General features: G+C 59.8%; 21 protein-coding genes and 1 pseudogene. 6 read left to right on the top strand and 16 right to left on the bottom strand.

Going from position 1 to position 20,207, the window contains the following annotated elements:
* Window positions 1–151: 151 nt before the first annotated feature.
* The 6 genes from VE934_RS00205 to VE934_RS00180 form a co-directional block, all read right to left on the bottom strand.
* The gene (locus tag VE934_RS00205) at window positions 152–1,105 is read right to left on the bottom strand and encodes an SMP-30/gluconolactonase/LRE family protein (protein WP_324883107.1); all 954 of its coding nucleotides are present in this window, start codon (window positions 1,103–1,105) and stop codon (window positions 152–154) included.
* Window positions 1,106–1,136: 31 nt separating this feature from the next.
* Window positions 1,137–1,934 (bottom strand): NAD(P)-dependent oxidoreductase, encoded by a 798-nt coding sequence (locus VE934_RS00200; protein ID WP_324883105.1) that lies wholly within the window; start codon window positions 1,932–1,934, stop codon window positions 1,137–1,139.
* Window positions 1,931–2,671 carry a ribonuclease activity regulator RraA gene (locus VE934_RS00195; protein ID WP_324883127.1) on the bottom strand — a complete coding sequence of 247 codons (741 nt, stop codon included), beginning with the start codon at window positions 2,669–2,671 and terminating at the stop codon, window positions 1,931–1,933. The genes VE934_RS00200 and VE934_RS00195 overlap by 4 nt, the downstream gene beginning before the upstream one ends.
* Before the next feature lie 20 nt (window positions 2,672–2,691).
* Window positions 2,692–3,888, bottom strand: coding sequence for a mandelate racemase/muconate lactonizing enzyme family protein (locus VE934_RS00190; protein ID WP_324883103.1), 1,197 nt, complete (start codon window positions 3,886–3,888; stop codon window positions 2,692–2,694).
* A gap of 194 nt (window positions 3,889–4,082) precedes the next feature.
* Window positions 4,083–5,114, bottom strand: a complete 1,032-nt coding sequence (locus VE934_RS00185; RefSeq protein ID WP_324883101.1) for a tripartite tricarboxylate transporter substrate binding protein — start codon at window positions 5,112–5,114, stop codon at window positions 4,083–4,085.
* A gap of 60 nt (window positions 5,115–5,174) precedes the next feature.
* Window positions 5,175–5,831: a GntR family transcriptional regulator gene (locus tag VE934_RS00180; protein WP_324883099.1), complete on the bottom strand. Its 657-nt coding sequence runs from the start codon at window positions 5,829–5,831 to the stop codon at window positions 5,175–5,177.
* A gap of 109 nt (window positions 5,832–5,940) precedes the next feature.
* Here VE934_RS00180 and VE934_RS00175 point away from each other — a divergent pair, with 109 nt between their 5' ends.
* Window positions 5,941–7,356, top strand: coding sequence for an aldehyde dehydrogenase (NADP(+)) (locus tag VE934_RS00175; protein ID WP_324883097.1), 1,416 nt, complete (start codon window positions 5,941–5,943; stop codon window positions 7,354–7,356).
* 88 nt (window positions 7,357–7,444) lie between these two features.
* On the opposite strand, the gene VE934_RS00170 is transcribed toward VE934_RS00175, so the two are convergent.
* Both VE934_RS00170 and VE934_RS00165 read right to left on the bottom strand, forming a co-directional pair.
* A complete protein-coding gene (locus VE934_RS00170) occupies window positions 7,445–7,609 on the bottom strand; it encodes a hypothetical protein (RefSeq protein ID WP_324883095.1) in 165 nt (54 codons plus the stop codon).
* 70 nt (window positions 7,610–7,679) lie between these two features.
* Entirely contained in the window at window positions 7,680–8,750 is a 1,071-nt protein-coding gene (locus VE934_RS00165; RefSeq protein WP_324883093.1) for a DUF6352 family protein, read from the bottom strand.
* A gap of 76 nt (window positions 8,751–8,826) precedes the next feature.
* Between VE934_RS00165 and VE934_RS00160 the strand changes: the two genes are divergently transcribed.
* A complete protein-coding gene (locus VE934_RS00160) occupies window positions 8,827–9,369 on the top strand; it encodes a hypothetical protein (RefSeq protein WP_324883091.1) in 543 nt (180 codons plus the stop codon).
* Here VE934_RS00160 and VE934_RS00155 read toward each other — a convergent pair.
* Window positions 9,366–10,280: a LysR substrate-binding domain-containing protein gene (locus VE934_RS00155; RefSeq protein ID WP_324883089.1), complete on the bottom strand. Its 915-nt coding sequence runs from the start codon at window positions 10,278–10,280 to the stop codon at window positions 9,366–9,368. The two genes, VE934_RS00160 and VE934_RS00155, sit on opposite strands and share 4 nt — an antisense overlap.
* A gap of 167 nt (window positions 10,281–10,447) precedes the next feature.
* On the opposite strand from VE934_RS00155, the gene VE934_RS00150 reads away from it, so the two are divergent.
* From VE934_RS00150 to VE934_RS00140, 3 genes are all read left to right on the top strand, one after another.
* Complete coding sequence (locus tag VE934_RS00150; RefSeq protein WP_324883087.1) at window positions 10,448–11,638, top strand: acyl-CoA dehydrogenase; 1,191 nt, start codon at window positions 10,448–10,450, stop codon at window positions 11,636–11,638.
* Window positions 11,639–11,745: 107 nt separating this feature from the next.
* Complete coding sequence (locus tag VE934_RS00145) at window positions 11,746–12,519, top strand: ferredoxin--NADP reductase (protein WP_324883085.1); 774 nt, start codon at window positions 11,746–11,748, stop codon at window positions 12,517–12,519.
* Window positions 12,520–12,522: 3 nt separating this feature from the next.
* Window positions 12,523–13,137, top strand: coding sequence for a 3'-5' exonuclease (locus VE934_RS00140; RefSeq protein WP_324883083.1), 615 nt, complete (start codon window positions 12,523–12,525; stop codon window positions 13,135–13,137).
* Window positions 13,138–13,255: 118 nt separating this feature from the next.
* Here VE934_RS00140 and VE934_RS00135 read toward each other — a convergent pair whose 3' ends face one another.
* Together VE934_RS00135 and VE934_RS00130 are read right to left on the bottom strand one after the other, a co-directional pair.
* Window positions 13,256–13,792: a DUF1236 domain-containing protein gene (locus tag VE934_RS00135; RefSeq protein WP_324883081.1), complete on the bottom strand. Its 537-nt coding sequence runs from the start codon at window positions 13,790–13,792 to the stop codon at window positions 13,256–13,258.
* A 166-nt stretch (window positions 13,793–13,958) separates the two neighbouring features.
* Window positions 13,959–14,306 (bottom strand): DUF6172 family protein, encoded by a 348-nt coding sequence (locus VE934_RS00130; protein WP_324883079.1) that lies wholly within the window; start codon window positions 14,304–14,306, stop codon window positions 13,959–13,961.
* A 139-nt stretch (window positions 14,307–14,445) separates the two neighbouring features.
* On the opposite strand from VE934_RS00130, the gene VE934_RS00125 reads away from it, so the two are divergent.
* On the top strand, window positions 14,446–15,678 hold the full coding sequence (locus VE934_RS00125) for a DEAD/DEAH box helicase (protein ID WP_324883077.1): 1,233 nt from the start codon (window positions 14,446–14,448) through the stop codon (window positions 15,676–15,678).
* Window positions 15,679–15,764: 86 nt separating this feature from the next.
* Here VE934_RS00125 and VE934_RS00120 read toward each other — a convergent pair.
* From VE934_RS00120 to VE934_RS00100, 5 genes and pseudogenes are all read right to left on the bottom strand, one after another.
* Window positions 15,765–15,887: pseudogene (locus VE934_RS00120) on the bottom strand (GlxA family transcriptional regulator); the annotation flags it as partial.
* An 11-nt stretch (window positions 15,888–15,898) separates the two neighbouring features.
* Window positions 15,899–16,765 (bottom strand): transglutaminase family protein, encoded by an 867-nt coding sequence (locus VE934_RS00115; RefSeq protein WP_324883075.1) that lies wholly within the window; start codon window positions 16,763–16,765, stop codon window positions 15,899–15,901.
* 339 nt (window positions 16,766–17,104) lie between these two features.
* Window positions 17,105–18,523, bottom strand: a complete 1,419-nt coding sequence (dbpA, locus tag VE934_RS00110) for an ATP-dependent RNA helicase DbpA (protein ID WP_324883073.1) — start codon at window positions 18,521–18,523, stop codon at window positions 17,105–17,107.
* Between the two features lie 31 nt (window positions 18,524–18,554).
* Window positions 18,555–19,502: a pyridoxamine 5'-phosphate oxidase family protein gene (locus VE934_RS00105; protein WP_324883071.1), complete on the bottom strand. Its 948-nt coding sequence runs from the start codon at window positions 19,500–19,502 to the stop codon at window positions 18,555–18,557.
* The gene (locus VE934_RS00100; RefSeq protein WP_324883069.1) at window positions 19,499–20,152 is read right to left on the bottom strand and encodes a glutathione S-transferase; all 654 of its coding nucleotides are present in this window, start codon (window positions 20,150–20,152) and stop codon (window positions 19,499–19,501) included. Before VE934_RS00100 ends, VE934_RS00105 begins: the two co-directional genes overlap by 4 nt.
* Between the last annotated feature and the right edge of the window lie 55 nt (window positions 20,153–20,207).

Here is a 20,207-nt window from a genome sequence, read left to right as displayed (position 1 = left end):
CCAGAGCCGAAAAAGTCCTGTGGCACGCCGGGAGGCACTTCTTCAATCGCTATGCTTTTTATAGCTTCTAGCGCCCGAATTTATTGGGCCAGAGCCACATTTCATTCACAACTGAAGGCTAGTACCCGCCCGGAGCCTATTGGGATCGGTGTCATGGCTGGAGGCGGATCGACGCATACGCCAACGCGGTGGGGGGGCATCCCACACAGGGCGCTGCCATTTCGATCAAATACCCATCAAGGGTTTCGCTGCAGTCCCAACCGGGCCGCACCAGTGAGGTCACGAACAAGCGTGAAAGGTCCTCCCCTCCCAGGCACGGCATGCTGGGTGCGCGGACTGGCATGGCCAGCCTGCGAAGCAGCCGTCCGGTCACGTCAAACGTGTTGAGGCAGCCCGCCGAGACGCCGGCTGACAGGTAATTACCGAGCGCGTCTACCAATGCGCCGTCGGGGCGGCCCGATACTTCCGGGCTGGTGGCAAAAAGGGCTGGATGGCCCATCTCGCCAAGCTCCTCTTGCCACGCAGCCTGCCAGATCACGCCGGCATGGCTGTCGGAGCAATAAATCCGCGTGCCGTCGGGCGACCAGGCAATGCCGTTGGCCACAGTCAGCCCGCGCAGCAGGCAACGTACCGAGCCAGTTCCATCCGTTCGGTACAGCGCGCCGGTGGGGCGTTTGGGCTCTGGCCTGTCGTCCATGGAGCCAAAAACAAACCAGCGCCCGCCTGGCGACACCTTGCCTTCGTTCAGACGGTTACCGGCCGGCTCGGTATCCACACTGTTGAGTGAACGCAACTCACCCGTGACGCAATCCAGTAACGCCAGGCTATTCTTCAGGGCAAGTACCAGTCGACCGTCGGCGGTTAACGCCAGTGCGCCCACCACCTCGGGTAGCGTCCACCGTGTCAGCCGACATGTGGAGGGGCAAAGGCGCAGCACAGCGGGCGCCCGCACATCTATCCAGAAGAGCGATTGACTTTGCACATCCCAGACCGGAGACTCACCAACCTTGTTGCGTACGGTCCAGTAATACATGTCCTGAAAAGGCGGGGGAACGGGCAGACGTTGCACCGGCTCATGCTGCGGCTCGAGAATTGACAATTCCATTGGCTTCAGGAAGTGTGGACACAAGGCCAAGCTACATAGTCGGCAGCTTGCAAGCAAATTCGGCCGCAGCAAATGAGCCACCCTGAAAATGCTCGGCCACCGGGTTGTCGCTGACCTTGCCGGTCAAGGCTTGTGTCCAGCCGTCTGCGCTGTGCCGCGGGCGATAGCCAAGGGCGTGGGCGCGCGTGTTAACCCACCATGAGCGGCTGTTGGCCGATGCGCCATAGACGATTTCGTTTTGATAATCAGCCTCCAGTCCGACCTGCACAAGTGCAGACAGGTCTTCCGGATGAATCCAGTGCGCCAGCATTCGTGCGTCGGACGGCTCGGGCGCGCAATGGCCTATGCGAATGCCAAAGCCCCGCACACCGTGCTTGGCTGCGTAGAGGCTGGCGACGGCTTCCATAAAAACTTTTGTCACGCCATAACGCGAATCGGGATTGGGCAAAGCGTTTTCGTCCAGGCTTTCGGTGCGCGGATACATGCCAACAGCGTGGTTTGAACTGGCGTAGATGACACGCCCTACACCGGCTGATCGCGCCGCTTCCCAGAGTGAAGCCACGCCCGCAACATTGGCTGCCAACAGCGTTGCCCAGTCTGCCTCACGCGGATAACCCGCGAAATGAACCACTGCGTCAGCACCTGACATGGCAGCAGCCAGGCCGGACCCGTCGTTCAGGTCCAGCTGAAAGGCCTTTTCATTGTTGTGCTCGGCCGAAATTGGCGCCTGGTCAATAACCCGCACCTCGCGGCACACCACCGCCAACGCTGGTCGGAGCGAGCGGCCGAGCTTTCCCGCGGCACCAGTCAGGACGACACAGCCAGTCATGCGGTAGCAGCGACTGACAGTGGATAAGAGCTGGCTTTTGCGCGCTTCCACGCAGCAAACGCCTGGCGCTCTGCGTCGTCGGTCATGGGATAGACGCCAAACAAGCCCGCGCCCTCGCCGATGCGAACTGCCACCCAGTCCTCGTAAATCGTCTGGTCATAAGCCTCGGCGGCAACTGCGTCTGCGATGCCGGACGGAATGCAGACTACGCCTTCAGCGTCGCCCACCATCACATCACCGGGGTACACGGCCACACCGCCACAGGCAATCGGCAACTGCAGGTCAACCGCGTGATGCTTGATGAGATTGGTAGGCGCAGACGCCCGCTGATGGTAGGCAGCGAAATCCAGCGCAGCAATCTCGGGCGTGTCGCGAAAGCCGCCATCGGTCACGACGCCTGCAGCGCCCCGCTTCATCAGTCGTGTCAGCAGCAGGCCGCCGCTCGACGCGGCCGAGGCATCTTCGCGGCAATCCATCACCAGTACCTGCCCGGCAGGACATTCTTCAATCGCTACCCGCTGGGGATGCTTGCGGTCGTTAAAGGCTTCAATGCCGTCCAGGTCTTCACGCGCCGGAATGTAGCGCAGGGTAAAAGCCGGCCCCACCATGTTGGCTGTGGCACCGCCCACCAGATGCAGCTTTTGCAAAAAGGTGTTGTGAAATCCGCGCTTGAACAGCACGGTGGTCAGGGTCGCGGTGGACACCTTCATCAAGCGCGCGCGAGTAGTGTCATTCAGGGTGGTCATGGTCAGTGTTTTCATGTGTTGGAGGAAGGAAACTGGGACGCGCGTGGTCGGCGCATCTGGGTAAGTACGGTTTCGGACTCGGTGTCGGGGTTCCATCCACCGGTCGCGATGGCAATGTTTTTCTGGCTCGGGTATTGGGAAATGAAGTCCAGATTTAAAGTCACGCCAAGACCGGGGCCCTGCGGTACAGCAACCGTGCCATCGATGCCAGGAAGCGAGCCGTGGATGGCGTCTGCCCTGCCCGCCCAATCGGGGTTCAGACGCTCCAGCATCAGTCCGTTTGGAATAGCTGACAGCAGATGAATCGCCGCAAATTCGGCCACTGGCCCCAGTGAGCCTGAATGGGGTGCGACCATGACCGAGCAGGCCTCAGCCATCGCTGCCAGTTTTTTCATTTGCGTCAATCCGCCGAATCGGCCGGTGTCAGGTTGCACCACATCCAGCAAGCCGTTTTCAAGAAAGGGCCGCATCTCGGCCAGGCTAGCCAGCCGTTCGCCACCTGCCAATGGCAAGGCAACTTTGTCTCGCACCCGCTTCCAGCCCGCCATATCGTCGGGTGCAACAGCCTCTTCCAGAAACAGAAGGTGCAGCCGCTCCAGATCGCGGCCAATCGCAACGGCATCGGCCGCCGTCAGCCAAGGCGGTCCGTGAAGATCAACCATCATGTCGATGTCGTCACCCACCGCAGCGCGTATCGCAAAGGCTCTTTCCACCACATCCTTGAGGCCGCCGACCTTGATGGCGCGTACCCCTTCCGCGACCGCTGCCTTGGCGCTGGCCACGTCAGAGGCATGAACGTAATATGGCACTTGCGACCGGATGGTGCCGCCCAGCAACCGGGATACCGGTACACCAAGCGCCTGTGCATTCAGATCCCAAAGCGCCATGTCGATGGCAGCCAGGGCACCCATGCCAACCACGCCGGTGTTGCCATGGCCCATTAACGCGACGCGAACTTTTTGGCTGATGCGTTCGATATCGCTGACGTTTTCCCCAATCAGTATGTGGCTGAGGTCTTCAACCGCGGCTGCCACCACCCGAGGCCAACCGGAGCCTTCGCCGGTTCCGATCAGGCCGCTATCCGTCTCAATAGTGATGAAGAACCAGTTGCGGCCCGTGGCAAGCGAGCTTTTTCCGGTCGATGACCAACCGGTATGCCCTGGCGCGCCGGCCTGCATGAGGTGGCGTCGTATCGCGGTTATTTTCATGGCGTGTTCTCCAGGCTTGCTTTGTTTTCGTCGGTGCCTGTCTCGGCGTGGTCATATGGCTTGCTCAGACGGTGCCACCTGCCACGCCCCAGACCGATGTGGTTATGGAAATCAACGACGTAGGGGCGCAGCAGCGTGTTACTGACACGCAGTTTCAACTGCGGACGCGGCCGGTTAGCGGCCCTTGCAGGCAATCACTCGGCCTTGATACCTGCGGCTTTGATAAGTCCGGTCCAGCGCACCAGCTCTTGCTGATACAGCTTCTGGAATTCCTCAGGGTTCTTGCTGCCCTGGACTTCGGCGCCGGAAGCGATCAGGCGGTTGATCACTTCGGGGTTCTTCAAGGCGGCAGAAATACTGGCGTGCAGTTTGCCCACAATGGCTGGTGAGGTTCCCTGCTTGACGGCGATCCCTTGCCAGCTGCGCATGAAGGCAGCAGGCGGAATGCCTTGTTGCCCGGCAGGCTTGATGGATGTATAGCTTGAGATGGGGTCTTTTTGCATCACGCCGATGAATTTGATTTTCCCCGCTTCAACATTGGCCCGGTGCATGGGCGTGACGGCAATGTCAAACATGGCATCGGTGTCGCCGGACAACAACCCCTGGAGTGCTGGCGCACCGCCGCGGTAGGGCACATGGGTGTACTTGAACCCGACAGTGCGGGACAGAAGCTCGGGGCCGAGGTGCGAGGAAGTCCCCGTTCCACCCGATCCAAAGGTCAGACCTTCCGGTTTTGCCTTTGAGGCAGCAATGAGATCCTGCATGTTGTTGATGGGAGATTTGGCGGGTACAAACACGACGACGGGTATGGCAGTCAGTTGCGACACCATGACAAGATCCTTGTCCGGGTTATAGCCAAGGTTACCAAGCAGGGCGGGATTGGTTGCCAGCGTCAGGCCTGCAAACAGGATGGTGTAGCCATCAGCGGGCGCCGACAGAAGGGCCTGTGTGGCGATGTGCGCACCTGCACCAGGCTTGTTGTCGACCGTGACCGGCTGGCCCAGCGTTTTGGTCAACTCCAGCGCAATCGCTCGGGCCACTACGTCGGCCGAGCCACCCGCTGCGAATCCAACCACAAAGCGGATCGGTTTGTCGGGATAGTTGGACTGAGGCGCAAAAGAAGGCTGACCCAAGGCCGCAGTGGCCGCAAGACCTAGCGAAGCGGCAAGAAGGTGGCGGCGGAAAGTGCCGACGTGATTGAGATGAAGCTTTGTGACCTGTTTCATTGAGTTGTCTCCTTTTAAAAACACATAAAGACGGTGGCTTCGCCACCGCCGTGAAAGAACCTATTTAGCCTGCGGCGCGCAAGTCGCAAGCAGATCAATTCGGGATGAGTCTGTGTGCTCCAGCATGAGCTGTGCCGCTTTTTCTTCGTCGCCCGAGGCGATCGCCTCGACGATTTTTTTGTGCTGCTCAACAACCAGTTCCAGGCGGCCCACGCCATAGCCCACCGAGCGGCGGTATGCATCAACCAGGGTCGAGCGCCCTTGAAGCAAATCCACCGCAAGCGGGTTGTTGCCAATCACATCGATATGGCGGTGCAATTCCCGATTGGCCGCAACACAGGCATCTGTGTCACTGGACGCCGCAGCCGTTTCATAGGCCAATGCCATCTCCATCAACCGATCGACCTGCTCGGGGGTCGCCATTCGCGCCGCATCGCGCACAAGCATCGACTGGATGGCACCGCGCAAGCGGTAGAGGTTGTCGATATATTTTTCATCCACCAATGGAATAACCGCGCCACGATTCATGCGCATGGCAATCACACCTTCTCCCTGCAACTGGAGAAGGGCTTCACGTACCGGATTGGCACTGACCTGGTAATGAGCAGACAACTGGGCAAGGGTCACATGACTCCCAAGCGCCCAGACACCGGTGACGATGTCTGCTCGCACTTGATCACGCAATCGCATGTAGGTAGGGGTGTTGATGGCTGGCATGACCGCAGTATATTCCACATTTTATAAAATGTATAATTATTTTCAAAGCATGGTTTCATCCTTTGCCTTCCGCCCGTTTCTCAACTTCACGTTTCAAAAACTGAACTCCATGACCCCACATATCGAAATTGACAACGCCGTTTCGGCAGCCCAAGCTGCCGCCCCCCATTGGGCAAAATCCGACGGCCCGCGTCGGGCTGACCTGCTCAATGCGCTCGCGACAGGCCTTGAGGCTGAGCGCGCTGAACTCGTAGCTCTGGCTGACCGCGAAACAAAACTGGGTTTGCCCCGGCTCAATGGTGAGTTGGACCGGACCTGCTTCCAACTCCGCCGATTCGCGGACTACGCACGCGACGGCGGCCCCTTTGCCTGCCACGCTGACCCTGCGGTGGCAGGTCCGCCACCACAAGGCAGGCCACAAATCACAAGGGTCCGGGTGCCGCTGGGACCTGTAGCCATGTTTTCGGCCAGCAACTTTCCATTTGCGTTCTCAGTTTTGGGCGGTGACACAGCGTCTGCCCTGGCCGCCGGGTGCCCCGTGGTGGTTAAAGCCCATCCTGCACACCCCTTGCTTTCCCGTGCCGTCCATCAACTGACGCTGCGGGTGCTGGCCAGCCTGGATTTGCCGGCAGGTCTGGTGGGTCACATAGACGAGGACAGCTTTGAGGCCGGAATGGCCCTGGTGGCCCATCCCGGGATCCGGGCCGTGGCTTTCACCGGCTCCCTCAGCGGCGGCCAGGCGCTTTCAAAGCAGGCAGCAAGCCGACCAAGACCCATCCCGTTTTATGGGGAGTTGGGCTCCATCAATCCGGTCGTGGTGTTGCCCGGTGCCCTGGAACAATCGCTCGACGAAAAGGCACGCCTGCTTGCAGGCTCCGTTACACAGGGGGCAGGCCAGTTTTGCACCAGCCCGGGGTTGGTCCTGATGTTGGACACCCCCGAGTCGCACGCCTTCGCGCGCGCCCTGGCGCGTGAGGTCGCGGCCGTGGTGCTTCACCCCATGTTGTCGCCTCGGATTTCTGAAGGCTACAAGGCAGGCGTCAGGTCGCTGGCGGCCGAGGACAGTGTCGAGGTATTGGCCGAGCCTGGCTGGGAGCATGAGAAAAGCTCGGGCTTTGTTGGCGTCACCTCAGCTTCTGCATTTCTGGACAAGGAAAGGCTTCGCCACGAAGTTTTTGGCTCCTCGTGCCTGTGCGTGCTCGCCAAGTCAATGGCGCAGATTCACGCCGTGCTGGAAGAAGTCGCTGGCTCTTTGACTGTCACGCTTTGGGGCGCCGAGGAAGAGAGCGCAGAAAACCGCCTGTTGTTGCGTACCGCCCAGTCCATTGCAGGTCGGGTTCTTTTCAAGGGCGTGCCAACCGGCGTAGCCGTCACGCCGGCCCAGCACCATGGTGGCCCCTGGCCCGCATCAACGCAGGCCTTGTTCACCTCGGTCGGATTGGCAGCTGCGGACCGCTTCCTGCGTCCGCTGGCCCTACAGGACGCACCGGACTGGGTCAGTCAGAGCCAGGGCGTCCCCGCCTAGGCCGCAACTTTGACCAGCAAAAAAGCCCCGTCGGCCGGGGCTTTTTGCGCTTCCATCATGATTCACGATGGAAGTTATCGGAAAGCGCTTAACCGCCTTTATGCGGGCGCTTACCGGGGTTCTTTTTGCTGCGTGTCCAGCTACCGCGCTCCAGACTGATTTTCTGGCCACGGCCAGCGGTACGGGTCATGCCGTTTGCTGGAACGGGCTTAGGGGCGCAAATGTCGGCTTCGACGCGGATTTTTTTCGGCATGGAGAACTCCGGGGATTAAAAATGGCAGAACCCGTCATTTTAAGCCAACTGAGGTCCAATGGATCGGCAACTACTGAGGCAAACGCAGAGGAAGGTTCAACAACAGGTTTTGGGGCTTCAGCCTTAGCACTCTTTCCGCGTTCATCATCAGTCCCAGGTAAACCGGTTTTCCCGCAACGTCGAGGCGCATCTCCTGCGGATTGACAAAGTCCAGGCGGAAAAGGCTTAGCAGGCGTTGCATTCGCTCGGGCCCTGCTTCGATGCCTTCGTACAAATCGTTGAGCAAGGCGCTTGCTTCGGCATCCAGCCCCACGTGCCAGCGCCATGCGTCGTCATCAATCTTTTGCAAGGGCGTGATGCGCACCTCGACGGCCAGCAGATGCAGCACCCATTTTTCAAACACACGAGCCAGCGCCTTCAAGCCGGATCGCGCGCGGGTCATGGTCAGCACCAGGCCGTGGCTCAGGTCATTGCTGACCTCGTGGGTCAAATCCAGCAGAAAGCGGTGGCTGTCGCTGGCTAGCCAGTAGTCAGGCGCGCTGTTGTTTGTCAGCACCTGCATGTCGATAGCGAGCAACGGGGCTTTGGCCTCCGCCAGAAACCGTCCGAAGTCTCCGAGGCCACCGGTCTCATGCAGCATGTCAACCAGGTTCTGATCACCCGCGAGCACCTGTCCTTCATGCGTCGAAATCCGCTGGGTGCGAAAAAGCATTTCAGCGGCGCGCACCTGATAGGCATCGGTTTCGTCTCGCAGCATGTTGCGCACGATGGCCTGAACGACGAGATCGATAAAGAGCGGCGGGATGGTGATGCTGCCGCTGCCGTCCCGCGGAAAAAGGCTTAAGTAATACGCCTCCAGCGTGCCCGCGGCCAGTAACCCGTCCCGAAAACGCAAAAAAAGCTGGTAGCTGTCGCGGGCATCTGCGTCCTGCAAGGCCTGGAGTTCTGAAGCGGCCACGGCACGCGAAGGGGCGCCCTGCAATGAGTTGTGCAAGGCATGTTCAGCTGCGCACGATTCGGGCACCAGCGCCAACTCAGGACGCGCGAGAAACAAGCGCAGGTAGTCGTCAGTGGGCAGCAGCCAGCCCCGATCATTGCGTTGGAGTTGGGTAAAGCCGCTGGAGGGCCAAAAATCAAACATTCGGCATCGTCGCACACGCGCGGACTCTTCGGCACCCCGGTTGCCCGCGGCGGCGCTATTTTGCGTACAGTAGGGTATGCACCACGCCCAAGCCGAAGAGTCGATACACACAGCCGCCCACGCATCCGCCGTCCTGCTCGCCACCTGCGTTTTGATGCTTGCAAGCCTGCCCGCATGGGCACAGTTTCCGACCGTAACGACGCGAACCGAAAGCTGGACGGGAAGCCACCCACCCGCCGACCACAACGCAAGCGAGCGGGCGCAATGGGAGCAATGGCACATGCAGCGCGAGCATGAACGGCGCCAGCGCGAATTGACGCGCTCGCAGGACGCCCAGATTCGCCAAGGTCAGGAGTCCCTCGGGCAGCGCGCGCTACGCGAGCAGGCTCAGCGCGACGGCACTTATGGCTCAGAGCGACCTGGGCTCAGCGATCAGGAGCGCGCCTGGAAAGAACAACAGTTGCTGCAGCGCGAAGCAGTGCGTCAACAGCGAAGCGCTACCCGGCGGGATGATCAGGCGGTGCGTCAAAGTGAAGAGTCTTTGGGTGCACGCGCTCTGCGTGAGCAGGCACAGAACCGGCGTGAGCAGGGCCGAGCGACAACGGGAACGCGACCTTAGGACGATTTCGCCAGCGCCTCGCGATATCGGGTCGCCTCCCCGTCCAGCCAGCCCCGAAACAGCGACAACGCCGCATTGTCCGACTTCTGTTCTGGATAGATGAAGTAGTAACGCCGGTCGCTGACAAAGGCGTGCTCAATCAAGGGGACCAGCCGCCCCTGCTTCAAATCATCTTCAATCAAAAAACGCGGCACCAGCGCCAGCCCCTGCCCATGAATGGCCGCTTCTGTGCTCATGGAAAACAACTCCATTCTTGCGCCGGCCAGATCGTTCTCAACACTCAGACCCAAGGATTCAAACCACTGCCGCCAAGCGTAGAGACGCGTACTCATTTGCAGCAGGGGCAGCGCCGCCACATCAGACGCCTTGAGCGTGCGCCGGGTCTTGACCAGCGCGGGGCTGCCAACAGCCACGAGCGGTTCATCCATCAGGAAGCAGGACTCCGTACCCGGCCACCCCGCCTCGCCGGCGCAGATGGCCGCGTCCAGCCCGGTGTCGGCAAACAGGAATGGCCGTGTGCGCGAAGACAGATGAACAGCAATATCGGGGTGCAGGCGCTGAAAGCCGCCAAGGCGCGGAACCAGCCACCGGGCAGCAAAGGAAGGCACCACGCCCAGTTCCAGCGCTCCGCCAGCACCGCCCTTGGCCATCAGCTCCAGGGTGTCACGCTCTACATCATCGAGCCGGGCACGCACGTTGCGGGCGTAGTGGGTGCCCGCCTCGGTCAGCAATACGCCGCGTTTGGTTCGCCTGAACAGCTTGACCTTGAGAAAGTCTTCCAGGCCGGCAATTTGCCGGCAAACTGCACTTTGTGTGACTGAGTGCTCTTCTGCCGCCTGGGTAAAACTCTGGTGGCGCGCCGCCGCTTCAAACAGTGCCAGCGCCGTGGTGGAAGGGATGTTGCGTCGCATGGGCTAAAGTCGGAAGGTGTTGGAGTTCCATTTTTGCACAGACATGTTCCTAATATTCGATTGTCTGCAAACTCCTTCTCATCGTATGCTTCGGTACTATTCAAAATGTGTTTTCTGCGTGAATTGCGTTTTTTGCACACATCGACATTAATCCGGAGACCTCCCGCATGAGCCCTTCCCCTAAAAAAGCCAGCTTCCACTGGGCCGACCCGCTGCTGCTGGACCAGCAACTGAGCGAGGACGAGCGCATGGTGCGCGAATCCGCCCGCGCCTATTGCCAGGACAAGCTGGCGCCGCGCGTGCTGGAAGCCTTTCGCCATGAAAAAACCGACACCGCGATTTTTCGCGAAATGGGCGCGCTCGGCCTGCTGGGCGCCACCATTCCGGAGGCCTATGGCGGCGCGGGCCTGAACTACGTGTGTTACGGCCTGGTCGCGCGTGAGGTGGAACGCGTCGACTCCGGTTACCGCTCCATGATGAGCGTGCAGTCATCGCTGGTCATGGTGCCCATCAACGAATTCGGCAATGAAGCGACCAAACAAAAATATCTTCCAAAACTCGCCAGCGGCGAGTGGATTGGCTGCTTCGGCCTGACCGAGCCCAACCATGGCTCCGACCCCGGCAGCATGATCACCCGCGCCCGGAAAGTGCCCGGCGGCCATGCGCTCTCTGGCAGCAAGATGTGGATCACCAACAGCCCGATTGCCGACGTATTTGTGGTCTGGGCCAAGGACGACGAAGGTGCCATTCGCGGCTTTGTGCTCGACAAAGGCAGCAAGGGACTGAGCACGCCAGCGATTCACAGCAAGGTCGGCTTGCGCGCATCCATCACCGGCGAAATCGTCATGGACGAGGTGTTTTGCCCCGAGGAAAACGCATTTCCCGAGGTGCGCGGCCTTAAGGGCCCGTTTACCTGTCTCAACTCAGCCCGCTACGGCATTGCCTGGGGCGCTATGGGCGCGGCAGAAGACTGCTTTGAAAAAGCGCGCCAATACACCATGGACCGCAAGCAATTTGGCCGGCCATTGGCAGCAAACCAGCTGATTCAGAAAAAGCTGGCGGACATGCAAACCGAGATCGCGCTGGGCCTGCAGGGTTGCCTGCGCCTGGGCCGCATGAAGGATGAAGGCACGGCGGCAGTCGAGATCACGTCCATCATGAAACGCAACTCCTGCGGCAAAGCGCTGGACATTGCCCGCATGGCCCGCGACATGCTTGGCGGCAACGGCATCAGCGATGAATTCGGGGTGGCGCGCCATTTGGTCAACCTCGAAGTGGTCAACACCTACGAAGGCACGCACGATGTGCATGCGCTGATCCTGGGTCGCGGCATCACTGGTATTTCGGCTTTCTCCTGAGGGCTTGACGGAGGGCTGACGGCGGGGTCAAGGCCGGACAACGGATAATCGGAGATGCGTCCCGCCTGGGATGCAAGTTTTCAACTACCCGAGTCATCCCCCCTACCATGAGCGCTTTCAACGAAGAAACCATCTTGTCCGTTCACCACTGGACAGACAAGCTGTTTACTTTCACCACCACCCGCGACACCTCCCTGCGATTCAGCAACGGGCACTTCACCATGATTGGCCTGAGGGTCAATGACAAGCCCCTGCTGCGGGCCTACAGCATCGTCAGCCCCAACCACGAAGAGCACCTGGAGTTTCTCAGCATCAAGGTGGCCGACGGCCCGTTGACTTCGCGGCTGCAGCACGTCAAGGTCGGCGACAAGATCATCGTCGGGCGCAAACCCACAGGTACGCTGGTCATTGACTACCTGCTTCCCGGCAAGCGCCTGTACCTGCTGTCCACCGGCACCGGCCTGGCGCCCTTCATGAGTATCATTCGCGACCCGGCAACCTATGAGCAGTTCGAGCAAATCGTGCTGGTGCATGGCGTGCGCCAGGCCGACGAGCTGGCCTACCACGACCTCGTGGTGGAGCACTTGCCCCAGCACGAGTTTCTGGGCGAGATGGTGGCCAAACAGCTGCTCTACTACCCCACTGTTACACGCGAGAGCTACCGCAACATGGGCCGCGTGACCGACCTGATTGAAAACGGCAAAATGCAAGCCGACCTGAACCTCCCCGCGCTGGACCCGGCAAATGACCGTGTGATGATTTGCGGCAGCCCCGGCATGCTCAAGGACCTCAAACATCTGCTGGAAACAAGGGGCTTCAAGGAAGGCAACACCTCCAAGCCGGGCGACTTCGTCATCGAACGCGCCTTCGCAGAACAATAAGCCGTGCCTCACATTCCGTCGCCGACCAAGGAGGAGCTGGCGGCGTTAGAACCCCTGAACCGGCTGGGACTGGGGGACATCGTTCTCGTCGCCACACGCGAGCAGGCAAGCCTGGCCTTCAAGGCCCTGGCGGCCTGCGCGGCGGTAGGCTTTGACACCGAGTCCAAACCCACATTTTTCAAAGACCAGGTGTCTGAAGGACCGCACATCGTGCAGTTCGCCACGCTGACCAAGGCCTATGTCTTCCAGTTGCACGACGAGGGATGTCGGGAGGTGGTTTGCACCCTGCTGGCGTCTGACAGCATTGCCAAAGTTGGCTTCGGGCTGGCGGGTGATCACCAGCAAATCCGGCGCACCCTGGGCGTGGAGCCCAGCAATGTGCTGGACCTCAATGTGATTTTCAAGAAACAGGGTTATGCCAAGGAGCTTGGCGTGCGCGGGGCGGTGGCGGTGTTGTTCAATCGCCGTTTCCTGAAGTCAAGAAAAGCCACAACCTCGAACTGGGCCAACCGACAATTAACGGAAAGCCAGATCGTGTACGCGGCTAACGACGCTTGGGCCGCGATTAAGGTGTTTGATGCACTCGGCCTGCCAGCGGTCAAGGCAATTAAACCCTGACCGATGAGGGCCTGGAGAGGTTGACCACTGCTTCTCTGGTGGCCACATCAGCCAGGCTGCTTTCGCTCAGAGTAGCGAACAGCCCCGCGGCCAGACTCGCAGGGGCCATCAACCGGTTTCAGGTGCCGAACAGACCCTGAATGATGTCCACGATCAGGTTGTTTTTTTGCTCTACCAATACGATGTCCCCGCCAATGCGGGTATAGCGATAGCCGTAGGGGGCAGGGGGTAGCTGCACAATAACGGGTTGAGGTACCGAGTAGGTCGTGACGCCGCTAGGTATGGGCTGGCCAACGGCCCAGTTACGTACCTGGCCTGGAGGCATGCAGCCATTGTTCTTTTTGGCCAGGCCGGGAGGGCATTTTTTGCCGTTGGTGTAGTTCTGCGTGTAGTACTGCCGCACAACCGTCCGCTGCTGATCATTGAAGTAAGTGCCGGGCTGAACTTCCTTGCGCTCTCGCTTGGCGTCCTTGTCGTCCTTCCCGCTCCCTTTGGACGCGTGCTTTTGCTGCTTTTCCGCCTTCTGGGAGTGCTTGCCATTGCCTTTTCCGCCATGGTCGTCATCGTCCTTTCCCTTGGACAGGACAGGCCCTGCAAGCAGAAGGGTGGCGATAGCCAGTGTCGCGATGCGGGTTTTGAATAAAGAATAAGTCATGGCATGTCTCCTTGAAGCCGGAATTGGCTCAGATGTCAGCTTGTCACCTTTTCTTACATGCCGGCGTAGGAATTCAGACCCATTGGAAGTAAGTCACTGACTTTGGTATTGGGGTCGAACGCGATAAAACGTAAGCAGCAGTTCGGAGCCGAGCCAAAGCGTTAACTCAATCTTCGGCGTCCTGCATATTCGCGTCGCCGCCGAAACCACCCTCAGCTTCCAGCGGCCGCGGACGCACCGTGCGCCGGCCTTCTTTGGCCAGAAGCTCAAGATAAAAGCTGTCCACGCCTTCTTTCGCCGCGGCGTCTACCAGCGGGATGATGGTTGCAAAATGCACAACCGCAGCTGTTTCCTCGCTGCTGCCAAAGCGGCAGTCAAAGTCCCAGAAATCAACGCCTTCGGGTAAGGCCACGCGCCGCTGCCTTTTCACGTATTTGCGGATATCGTGCTTGACGGCGTCCAGCAAGCGGTCGCGGTTTTTGCCTTCGATATTGAGTTTGAATGTTTTTTTCATGGCTGCCTTTACCGGGTCTGCGTCTTCATAAGGTCTGAATCTCCCTCGATGAAGTGATTCGCAAGCGCCTGATTATGCGGGCTCCAATAGCGCGAAGCCTTAAACTGGGTGCCCTCCTCCAACGCGAAGCGCTCCGTTCATGCCGTTTTCCTCCCTGGGTTTGCACCCTGACCTGCTGCGCGCCGTAAGCGCCAAGGCCTATGTCACACCCACCGCCATCCAGGCCGCCGCCATACCAGCGGTGCTGCAAGGCCGCGATGTGTTGGGCGCGGCGCAGACCGGCTCCGGCAAGACGGCCGCTTTCGCCCTCCCGCTTCTGCACAAGCTGCAGCAGACGCAGGGTGAAAAACCAAAACGTGTTCAGGTGCTGATTCTGGTCCCCACGCGTGAACTCGCGGCTCAGGTGGGTGAAACCATACGCGGCTTTTCGCAACAGTTATCGCAAGCGGTGAAGGTGTCCACCCTCTTTGGAGGCGTTTCCATCAATCCGCAAATGATGCATTTGCGTGGAGGCACCGACATTGTGGTGGCCACACCCGGCCGCCTGCTGGATCTGGTCGGTCAGAACGCGCTTGTCCTGTCTGGCGTATCCGCGCTGGTGCTTGACGAAGCGGATCGCCTGCTGGACTTGGGCTTTGCTGAAGAGTTGACGCGCATCCTGGCATTGCTGCCATCGCAACGGCAAAACCTGTTTTTCTCCGCTACGTTTCCGGCCAGCGTCCAGGCGCTGGCTGACCAGCTGCTGCGCGACCCGGTTCGCATTGAAGGACTGCCTGAGGCGCAAGGCAAGCCGGACATTCTTCAGCGCGCCATTGCGGTCGATGCCGGCAGACGTACCCAGTTGCTGCGCCACCTTATTGGGCAAAACGGGTGGAAACGGGTGCTTGTTTTCGTGGCCACCAAACACGCTGCTGAAATTGTGGCTGACAAATTGCGCAAGGCCCGCATCAACGCAGAGCCTTTTCATGGCGAGCTGAGTCAGGGCAAACGCACGCAGGTGCTGGCCGACTTCAAGGCGTCACGTCTGAAAGTAGTGATCGCCACCGACGTCGCAGCGCGGGGCGTTGATATTGCGCAGCTGCCCGTGGTCGTGAACTATGACCTTCCCCGTTCGTCTGTTGACTACATTCACCGCATCGGCCGTACCGGCCGAGCTGGCGAAAGCGGCGTGGCACTGAGCTTCATCAGCGCAGACACAGAAGCGCATTTCCGTTTGATCGAAAAACGCCAGAGCCTGAACCTGCCGCGCGAACAGATCGAGGGCTTCGAGCCTGAGAAGACGGAGGCAGCAGCCGCGCCATCAACCGGCGGCATCAAGGGCAAACGCCCGAGCAAGAAAGACAAGCTCCGCGCAGCAACCAAAGCGGGTTAGCTCGTTTTTCTGCCTGGCGGCGGTTGCTATCGTATTCATAGCTATCAACGCATATGCTGAATGGGCGAGCGCCATTTTTCACCGAATTACAGGCTGCGAAACTCTCGTCGATAAGTTGCAGGCGAGGTTTTCAACGCTGCAGAAAAATGCTGGCGCAGTGATGCGGCCGAGCCAAAACCCGCGTCAGCCGCAATCTGCTCAATGCTGCGACTGGTCAGCCTTATGCGCTGGCGCTCGACAGCGCCTCGGCGAGATGTTGCGGGGTGACCAGGTTGCCATTGTCATCAGGCAGCGCTTCGATGGCGATCACCGGCGCCGATGACGAGACGCCACCGAACATGGTGGCAAATGCCGAGTCCGCCGCATCGCGCCCCGTGGCAAGCCGCACAAATCCCATGGGAATCGCCGTGCCCGACGGATCGAACATATACCAGCGATGCCCAACGTAGACCTCCACATAGGCATGAAAGTCAGTTGGGCCCAATGCGGGATCTGCACCGTAGTCAATTCCACTGACAAAACGGGCCGGGATGTTGACCGCACGGCAAAGCGCAATCATCAGGTGCGCAAAATCGCGGCACACACCGGCCTCGTCGATCAGCGTGTCGATGGCTGTGGTGTTGCCGGTCGAGCTGTTGGACGTGAAGGTGACGCGCTGGTTGACCCAGTCACGAATCGCTTGCACCCGGCTATAGCCCTGGCGCATATGGCCAAATTCCTTGACCGCCAGCCTGTGCAGGCGGTCGGACTGGCAATAACGGCTGGGGTAGAGGTAAGGCAAAACGTTGCCCGGCAACTGGAGCACACCGGTTTCCATCAATTGATCAGGCTGTGAAAGATGATGCTCGATGTCCACGGTTGCGTCATAACTGACAGTCAGCGGTCCGGGAGCGGCCTTGAGCATGAGGAAGCGCGTATGGGTTACCGCATCGGTGTAGCTCTCGGGTTGCAGGATCTGGCTGATACCCAGCGTTTCGGCAACAACGCGTTGCTGGGCGGTTCGGGCGGCCTGGATGTTGAAAATGAAATCACATCCGGCATCTGCCACCAGATAGTTCAGTTCGATTGAAAATTTAAGTCTGACCATGTTGTGTCCTGAAATGGGTTTAGCGTGCGGTTGCGGCATTGCGCCGACGTTCGCGTCGTCAGCAGTCTGGCGGTTCAAGCCGGCGCGCGGCGACAACATTCCATTTTGAATTCAAAACGCCTGACGGGCGCGAAGTTGAGCCGATTGGCCAACGCAAAAGCGCTGCGCGCTCACGAGCAGTCTTCGTGTCGTCCTACGAACACTTGCCCGCCACGACACATGCGCATTTGCTATTGTTTATATAGCATTCAGCGCCCGTCAATTAAGGGAAAACGGGGCATTTGATTCACAAATTCGCCTGCCCCGGCACTTTGAGAGCCCAGAGGCAACCCAAGGCCATCAGGCCTCGTCCATGAAGCGGACTTTCACGCTTTTTCCCTTGACGCCGCCATTGGCCAGCTTCTGCTGCGCCTGGCTGGCCATGGCGCGATCCACGGCGACATAGGTTGAGAATTCGTTGACGTTGATCCTGCCCACCTGCTCTCGCGTAAACGGTGGGACATTTCCAGCCTCACCGGTCAGCGCGCCCAGCACATCGCCAGCGCGGATTTTTTCCTTGCGGCCACCGACAATCTGCAGGGTGATCATTGGGGGTAACAGTGGCTCGTTGCTGGCGGGGGTGAGCTCCGTCAGTTTGTGCCACTCGGATTCGGCCTTTTGCAACTGCTCGATCTTTCCGACCGAGCCCATCTCGTCCATGCTCGCCAGGCTGATGGCCCAACCTTCTTCGTCAGCACGGCCGGTGCGGCCTATGCGGTGAATGTGTACTTCGGCGTCCGGCGTGACGTCGACATTGATCACCATTGCAAGTTGTGCAATGTCCAGGCCGCGCGCAGCGACGTCTGTGGCTACCAGCACCGAGCAACTCCGATTGGAAAACTGCACCAGCACCTGGTCACGCTCACGCTGCTCCAGCTCGCCAAACAGGGCCAACGCGCTGAAGCCCTGCTCTTTCAAATAAGCCACGAGCGCGCGGCACTGCGACTTGGTGTTGCAAAACGCCAGCGTGCTGGCCGGACGGAAGTGGCGCAGCACTTGTGCCACGGCGCCCAGGCGGGCTTCGTCATGGTCGCTGTCTGGTACCTGGTACCAGCGCTGCTGGATCTTGGTTTTTTCATGCTGAGCCTGCACCGCGATGGTTTGCGGCGTTTTCATGAACTGCTGGCTGATTTTCGCAATTCCTTCCGGGTAGGTGGCCGAGAACAGCAAAGTCTGGCGCTCTTTGGGGCACTGTTTTGCAACGGTTGCGATGTCGTCAAAAAAGCCCATGTCCAGCATACGGTCGGCTTCGTCCAGCACGAGCGTGTTCATGGCCTCCAGATTCAAATGACCACGGGCCAGGTGGTCCATGATGCGGCCGGGTGTGCCGACCACAATGTGCGCGCCGTTTTCCAGGCTGGCTGTCTGGTTGCGCAGCGGTACACCGCCACACAACACCACGACCTTGATGTTTTCTTCAGCCCGCGCCAGACGCCGGATCTCGGTAGCCACCTGATCGGCCAGTTCCCGCGTGGGGCACAGCACCATGGCCTGCACGGCAAAACGCCGCGCATTCAGGTTGGCCAGCAGGGCAATGCCAAAAGCGGCGGTCTTGCCACTGCCGGTCTTGGCCTGGGCAATCAGGTCTTTGCCCAGTAAGGCCACAGGCAGGCTGGCGGCCTGGATCGGGGTCATGCTCAGGTAGCCGAGCTGCTGGAGGTTGGCCAGCACGTGGGCCGGCAGGGAGAGGGTACTGAAATCAGGAGAGGAGGAGGTCATCCCCCATTATCGGCGCCGGGAAACCCCCGCTTCAGGCCCAAGTACCGGTGGCTTGCAGCGCCGGGGACAGCTCTGCAGGGCCCCAACGCAAAGGCAGGGAGCCGGTCACTCTCTTCATGGCCATAACCTTGAAGCGCAGCAAACGCAAAGCGCCAGGAAAAGACTCAAGCTCGGCGCCATCCCAAATAATTTCGGCATGCACGGCGAGGTACAGCAGGTCGCCATTATCGAAATCAACAAAGAGCAGGCCGGCGCGCGGACTGACTGCAATATTGCCCAGGGTGTTGAAGAAAAAATTGCCAAAAAAATCCGGCATCGTTAGCGTGTCGTCTGCATCCACGCGTACAAAGCCGGGTTTGCCGCCGCGGTGCGAAACATCCACTCCACCTGCGCGACCGGCCTCGCCGGTGATTCCGGCATAGGCCGTCGCGATAAACAAGGTGTCGGCCAATGTGATCAGCCGACGCGCGGCGGCGTCGAGCTGGCTACCCTCAGTCACTGCTGCGCCTTCGGGGGCGTCACCGACATACATCGGTTCACGGGCCTGAATGTATTTGGGGCAGTTGCCAAAGCTTTGGGTGACCCGGACGGAAAACCCCGCTTCATTCAAACCATGAACCACACCGTTCAATCGGTTGCGCCGCCGTGTGTGCGGCTCTATGCCCAGCAGACCAATGGCCATGCCATCAGCCAGGTTCTGCTTCAGTGGATCGTCGGCCAGTGATTGAACCCGCAAAACCAGTTGTTGCGGATCAGGTGATTGCATGAATCCAGGCGGTGCCGCCAGTACCGAGGCCCAAGGCTGGCCCGCGTCATCCACCGACCCGGCGATCACAAAGGGCAGTTGGGCAAAAAATTCGCGGTGCTGATCCGGCATGGCTTCGCGTATGACGCGTTGCCCCAGCTGCTCCAGCCGTTCGCGCGCACCCACGCGCTCTTGCACCGCGCGCTCGCCCTCGTGCCAGATGGTATTGCTCATGCGGCCAAACCGACGGGGCTGCTGACCATGGGCACAAAGCCTGGAAGCGCTTCAATACGGGCCAACCAGGCGCGCAGATTGGGGTATGCGACGAGCGAGACATTACCCTCTGGTGCGCGTGCGATGTAGCTGTAGTTGGCAATGTCGGCGAGCGTCGGCGCGTTGCCAACCAGAAACATGGATTGACCGAGCTGCTGCTCCATCACCGAGAACAAGGCATGAGCGCGTGCAATGGGGACCTCAGGGTTGTCCGGCCGTTTGAAGAGCTGGATCACACGCGCCGCGGCAGGACCGAAAGCCAGCAGGCCGGCAGCAACCGACAACCAGCGCTGCACATGGGCAGCGCCCAGAGCGTCCTTCGGTAGCCAAGACGCCGATGGGGCCGCGTAACGGGTGGCCAGGTAGACCAGGATGGCGTTGGAGTCAGCGAGCGTGATGTCGCCGTCCTGTATCACCGGCAACTGACCGAAAGGATTGAGGGCCAGAAACTCCGGCTTCTTGTGCGTGCCGGTGGTCAGGTCGATGTTGATCAACTCGAATGGAAGACCCAACAGCGAAAGGAACAGCTCCACGCGGTGAGCATGGCCTGAAATATTCATGCGATAGAGCTTGATGGGCTGGTCAGGATGGGAAGCAGCAGTGGTGGTCATGAAGGACTTTCAAGATGAATGGTTGGCAGGAACAAACGGATTCTGTTGGTTTTCT

Source organism: Polaromonas sp., from assembly GCF_035638815.1.
Lineage (GTDB): Bacteria > Pseudomonadota > Gammaproteobacteria > Burkholderiales > Burkholderiaceae_C > Polaromonas.
Note: the sequence above shows the minus strand (reverse complement) of the source record. Positions and strands in the feature narration are given on the sequence as shown.

Excerpts from the sequence above, each read along its gene's own strand:
- VE934_RS00205 (WP_324883107.1), bottom strand. The coding sequence starts at position 1,105 with ATGGAATTGTCAATTCTCGAGCCGCAGCATGAGCCGGTGCAACGTCTG.
- VE934_RS00200 (WP_324883105.1), bottom strand. The coding sequence starts at position 1,934 with ATGACTGGCTGTGTCGTCCTGACTGGTGCCGCGGGAAAGCTCGGCCGC.
- VE934_RS00190 (WP_324883103.1), bottom strand. The coding sequence starts at position 3,888 with ATGAAAATAACCGCGATACGACGCCACCTCATGCAGGCCGGCGCGCCA.
- VE934_RS00185 (WP_324883101.1), bottom strand. The coding sequence starts at position 5,114 with ATGAAACAGGTCACAAAGCTTCATCTCAATCACGTCGGCACTTTCCGC.
- VE934_RS00180 (WP_324883099.1), bottom strand. The coding sequence starts at position 5,831 with ATGCCAGCCATCAACACCCCTACCTACATGCGATTGCGTGATCAAGTG.
- VE934_RS00175 (WP_324883097.1), top strand. The coding sequence starts at position 5,941 with ATGACCCCACATATCGAAATTGACAACGCCGTTTCGGCAGCCCAAGCT.
- VE934_RS00170 (WP_324883095.1), bottom strand. The coding sequence starts at position 7,609 with ATGCCGAAAAAAATCCGCGTCGAAGCCGACATTTGCGCCCCTAAGCCC.
- VE934_RS00165 (WP_324883093.1), bottom strand. The coding sequence starts at position 8,750 with ATGTTTGATTTTTGGCCCTCCAGCGGCTTTACCCAACTCCAACGCAAT.
- VE934_RS00160 (WP_324883091.1), top strand. The coding sequence starts at position 8,827 with ATGCACCACGCCCAAGCCGAAGAGTCGATACACACAGCCGCCCACGCA.
- VE934_RS00155 (WP_324883089.1), bottom strand. The coding sequence starts at position 10,280 with ATGCGACGCAACATCCCTTCCACCACGGCGCTGGCACTGTTTGAAGCG.
- VE934_RS00150 (WP_324883087.1), top strand. The coding sequence starts at position 10,448 with ATGAGCCCTTCCCCTAAAAAAGCCAGCTTCCACTGGGCCGACCCGCTG.
- VE934_RS00145 (WP_324883085.1), top strand. The coding sequence starts at position 11,746 with ATGAGCGCTTTCAACGAAGAAACCATCTTGTCCGTTCACCACTGGACA.
- VE934_RS00135 (WP_324883081.1), bottom strand. The coding sequence starts at position 13,792 with ATGACTTATTCTTTATTCAAAACCCGCATCGCGACACTGGCTATCGCC.
- VE934_RS00130 (WP_324883079.1), bottom strand. The coding sequence starts at position 14,306 with ATGAAAAAAACATTCAAACTCAATATCGAAGGCAAAAACCGCGACCGC.
- VE934_RS00125 (WP_324883077.1), top strand. The coding sequence starts at position 14,446 with ATGCCGTTTTCCTCCCTGGGTTTGCACCCTGACCTGCTGCGCGCCGTA.
- VE934_RS00115 (WP_324883075.1), bottom strand. The coding sequence starts at position 16,765 with ATGGTCAGACTTAAATTTTCAATCGAACTGAACTATCTGGTGGCAGAT.
- dbpA (WP_324883073.1), bottom strand. The coding sequence starts at position 18,523 with ATGACCTCCTCCTCTCCTGATTTCAGTACCCTCTCCCTGCCGGCCCAC.
- VE934_RS00105 (WP_324883071.1), bottom strand. The coding sequence starts at position 19,502 with ATGAGCAATACCATCTGGCACGAGGGCGAGCGCGCGGTGCAAGAGCGC.
- VE934_RS00100 (WP_324883069.1), bottom strand. The coding sequence starts at position 20,152 with ATGACCACCACTGCTGCTTCCCATCCTGACCAGCCCATCAAGCTCTAT.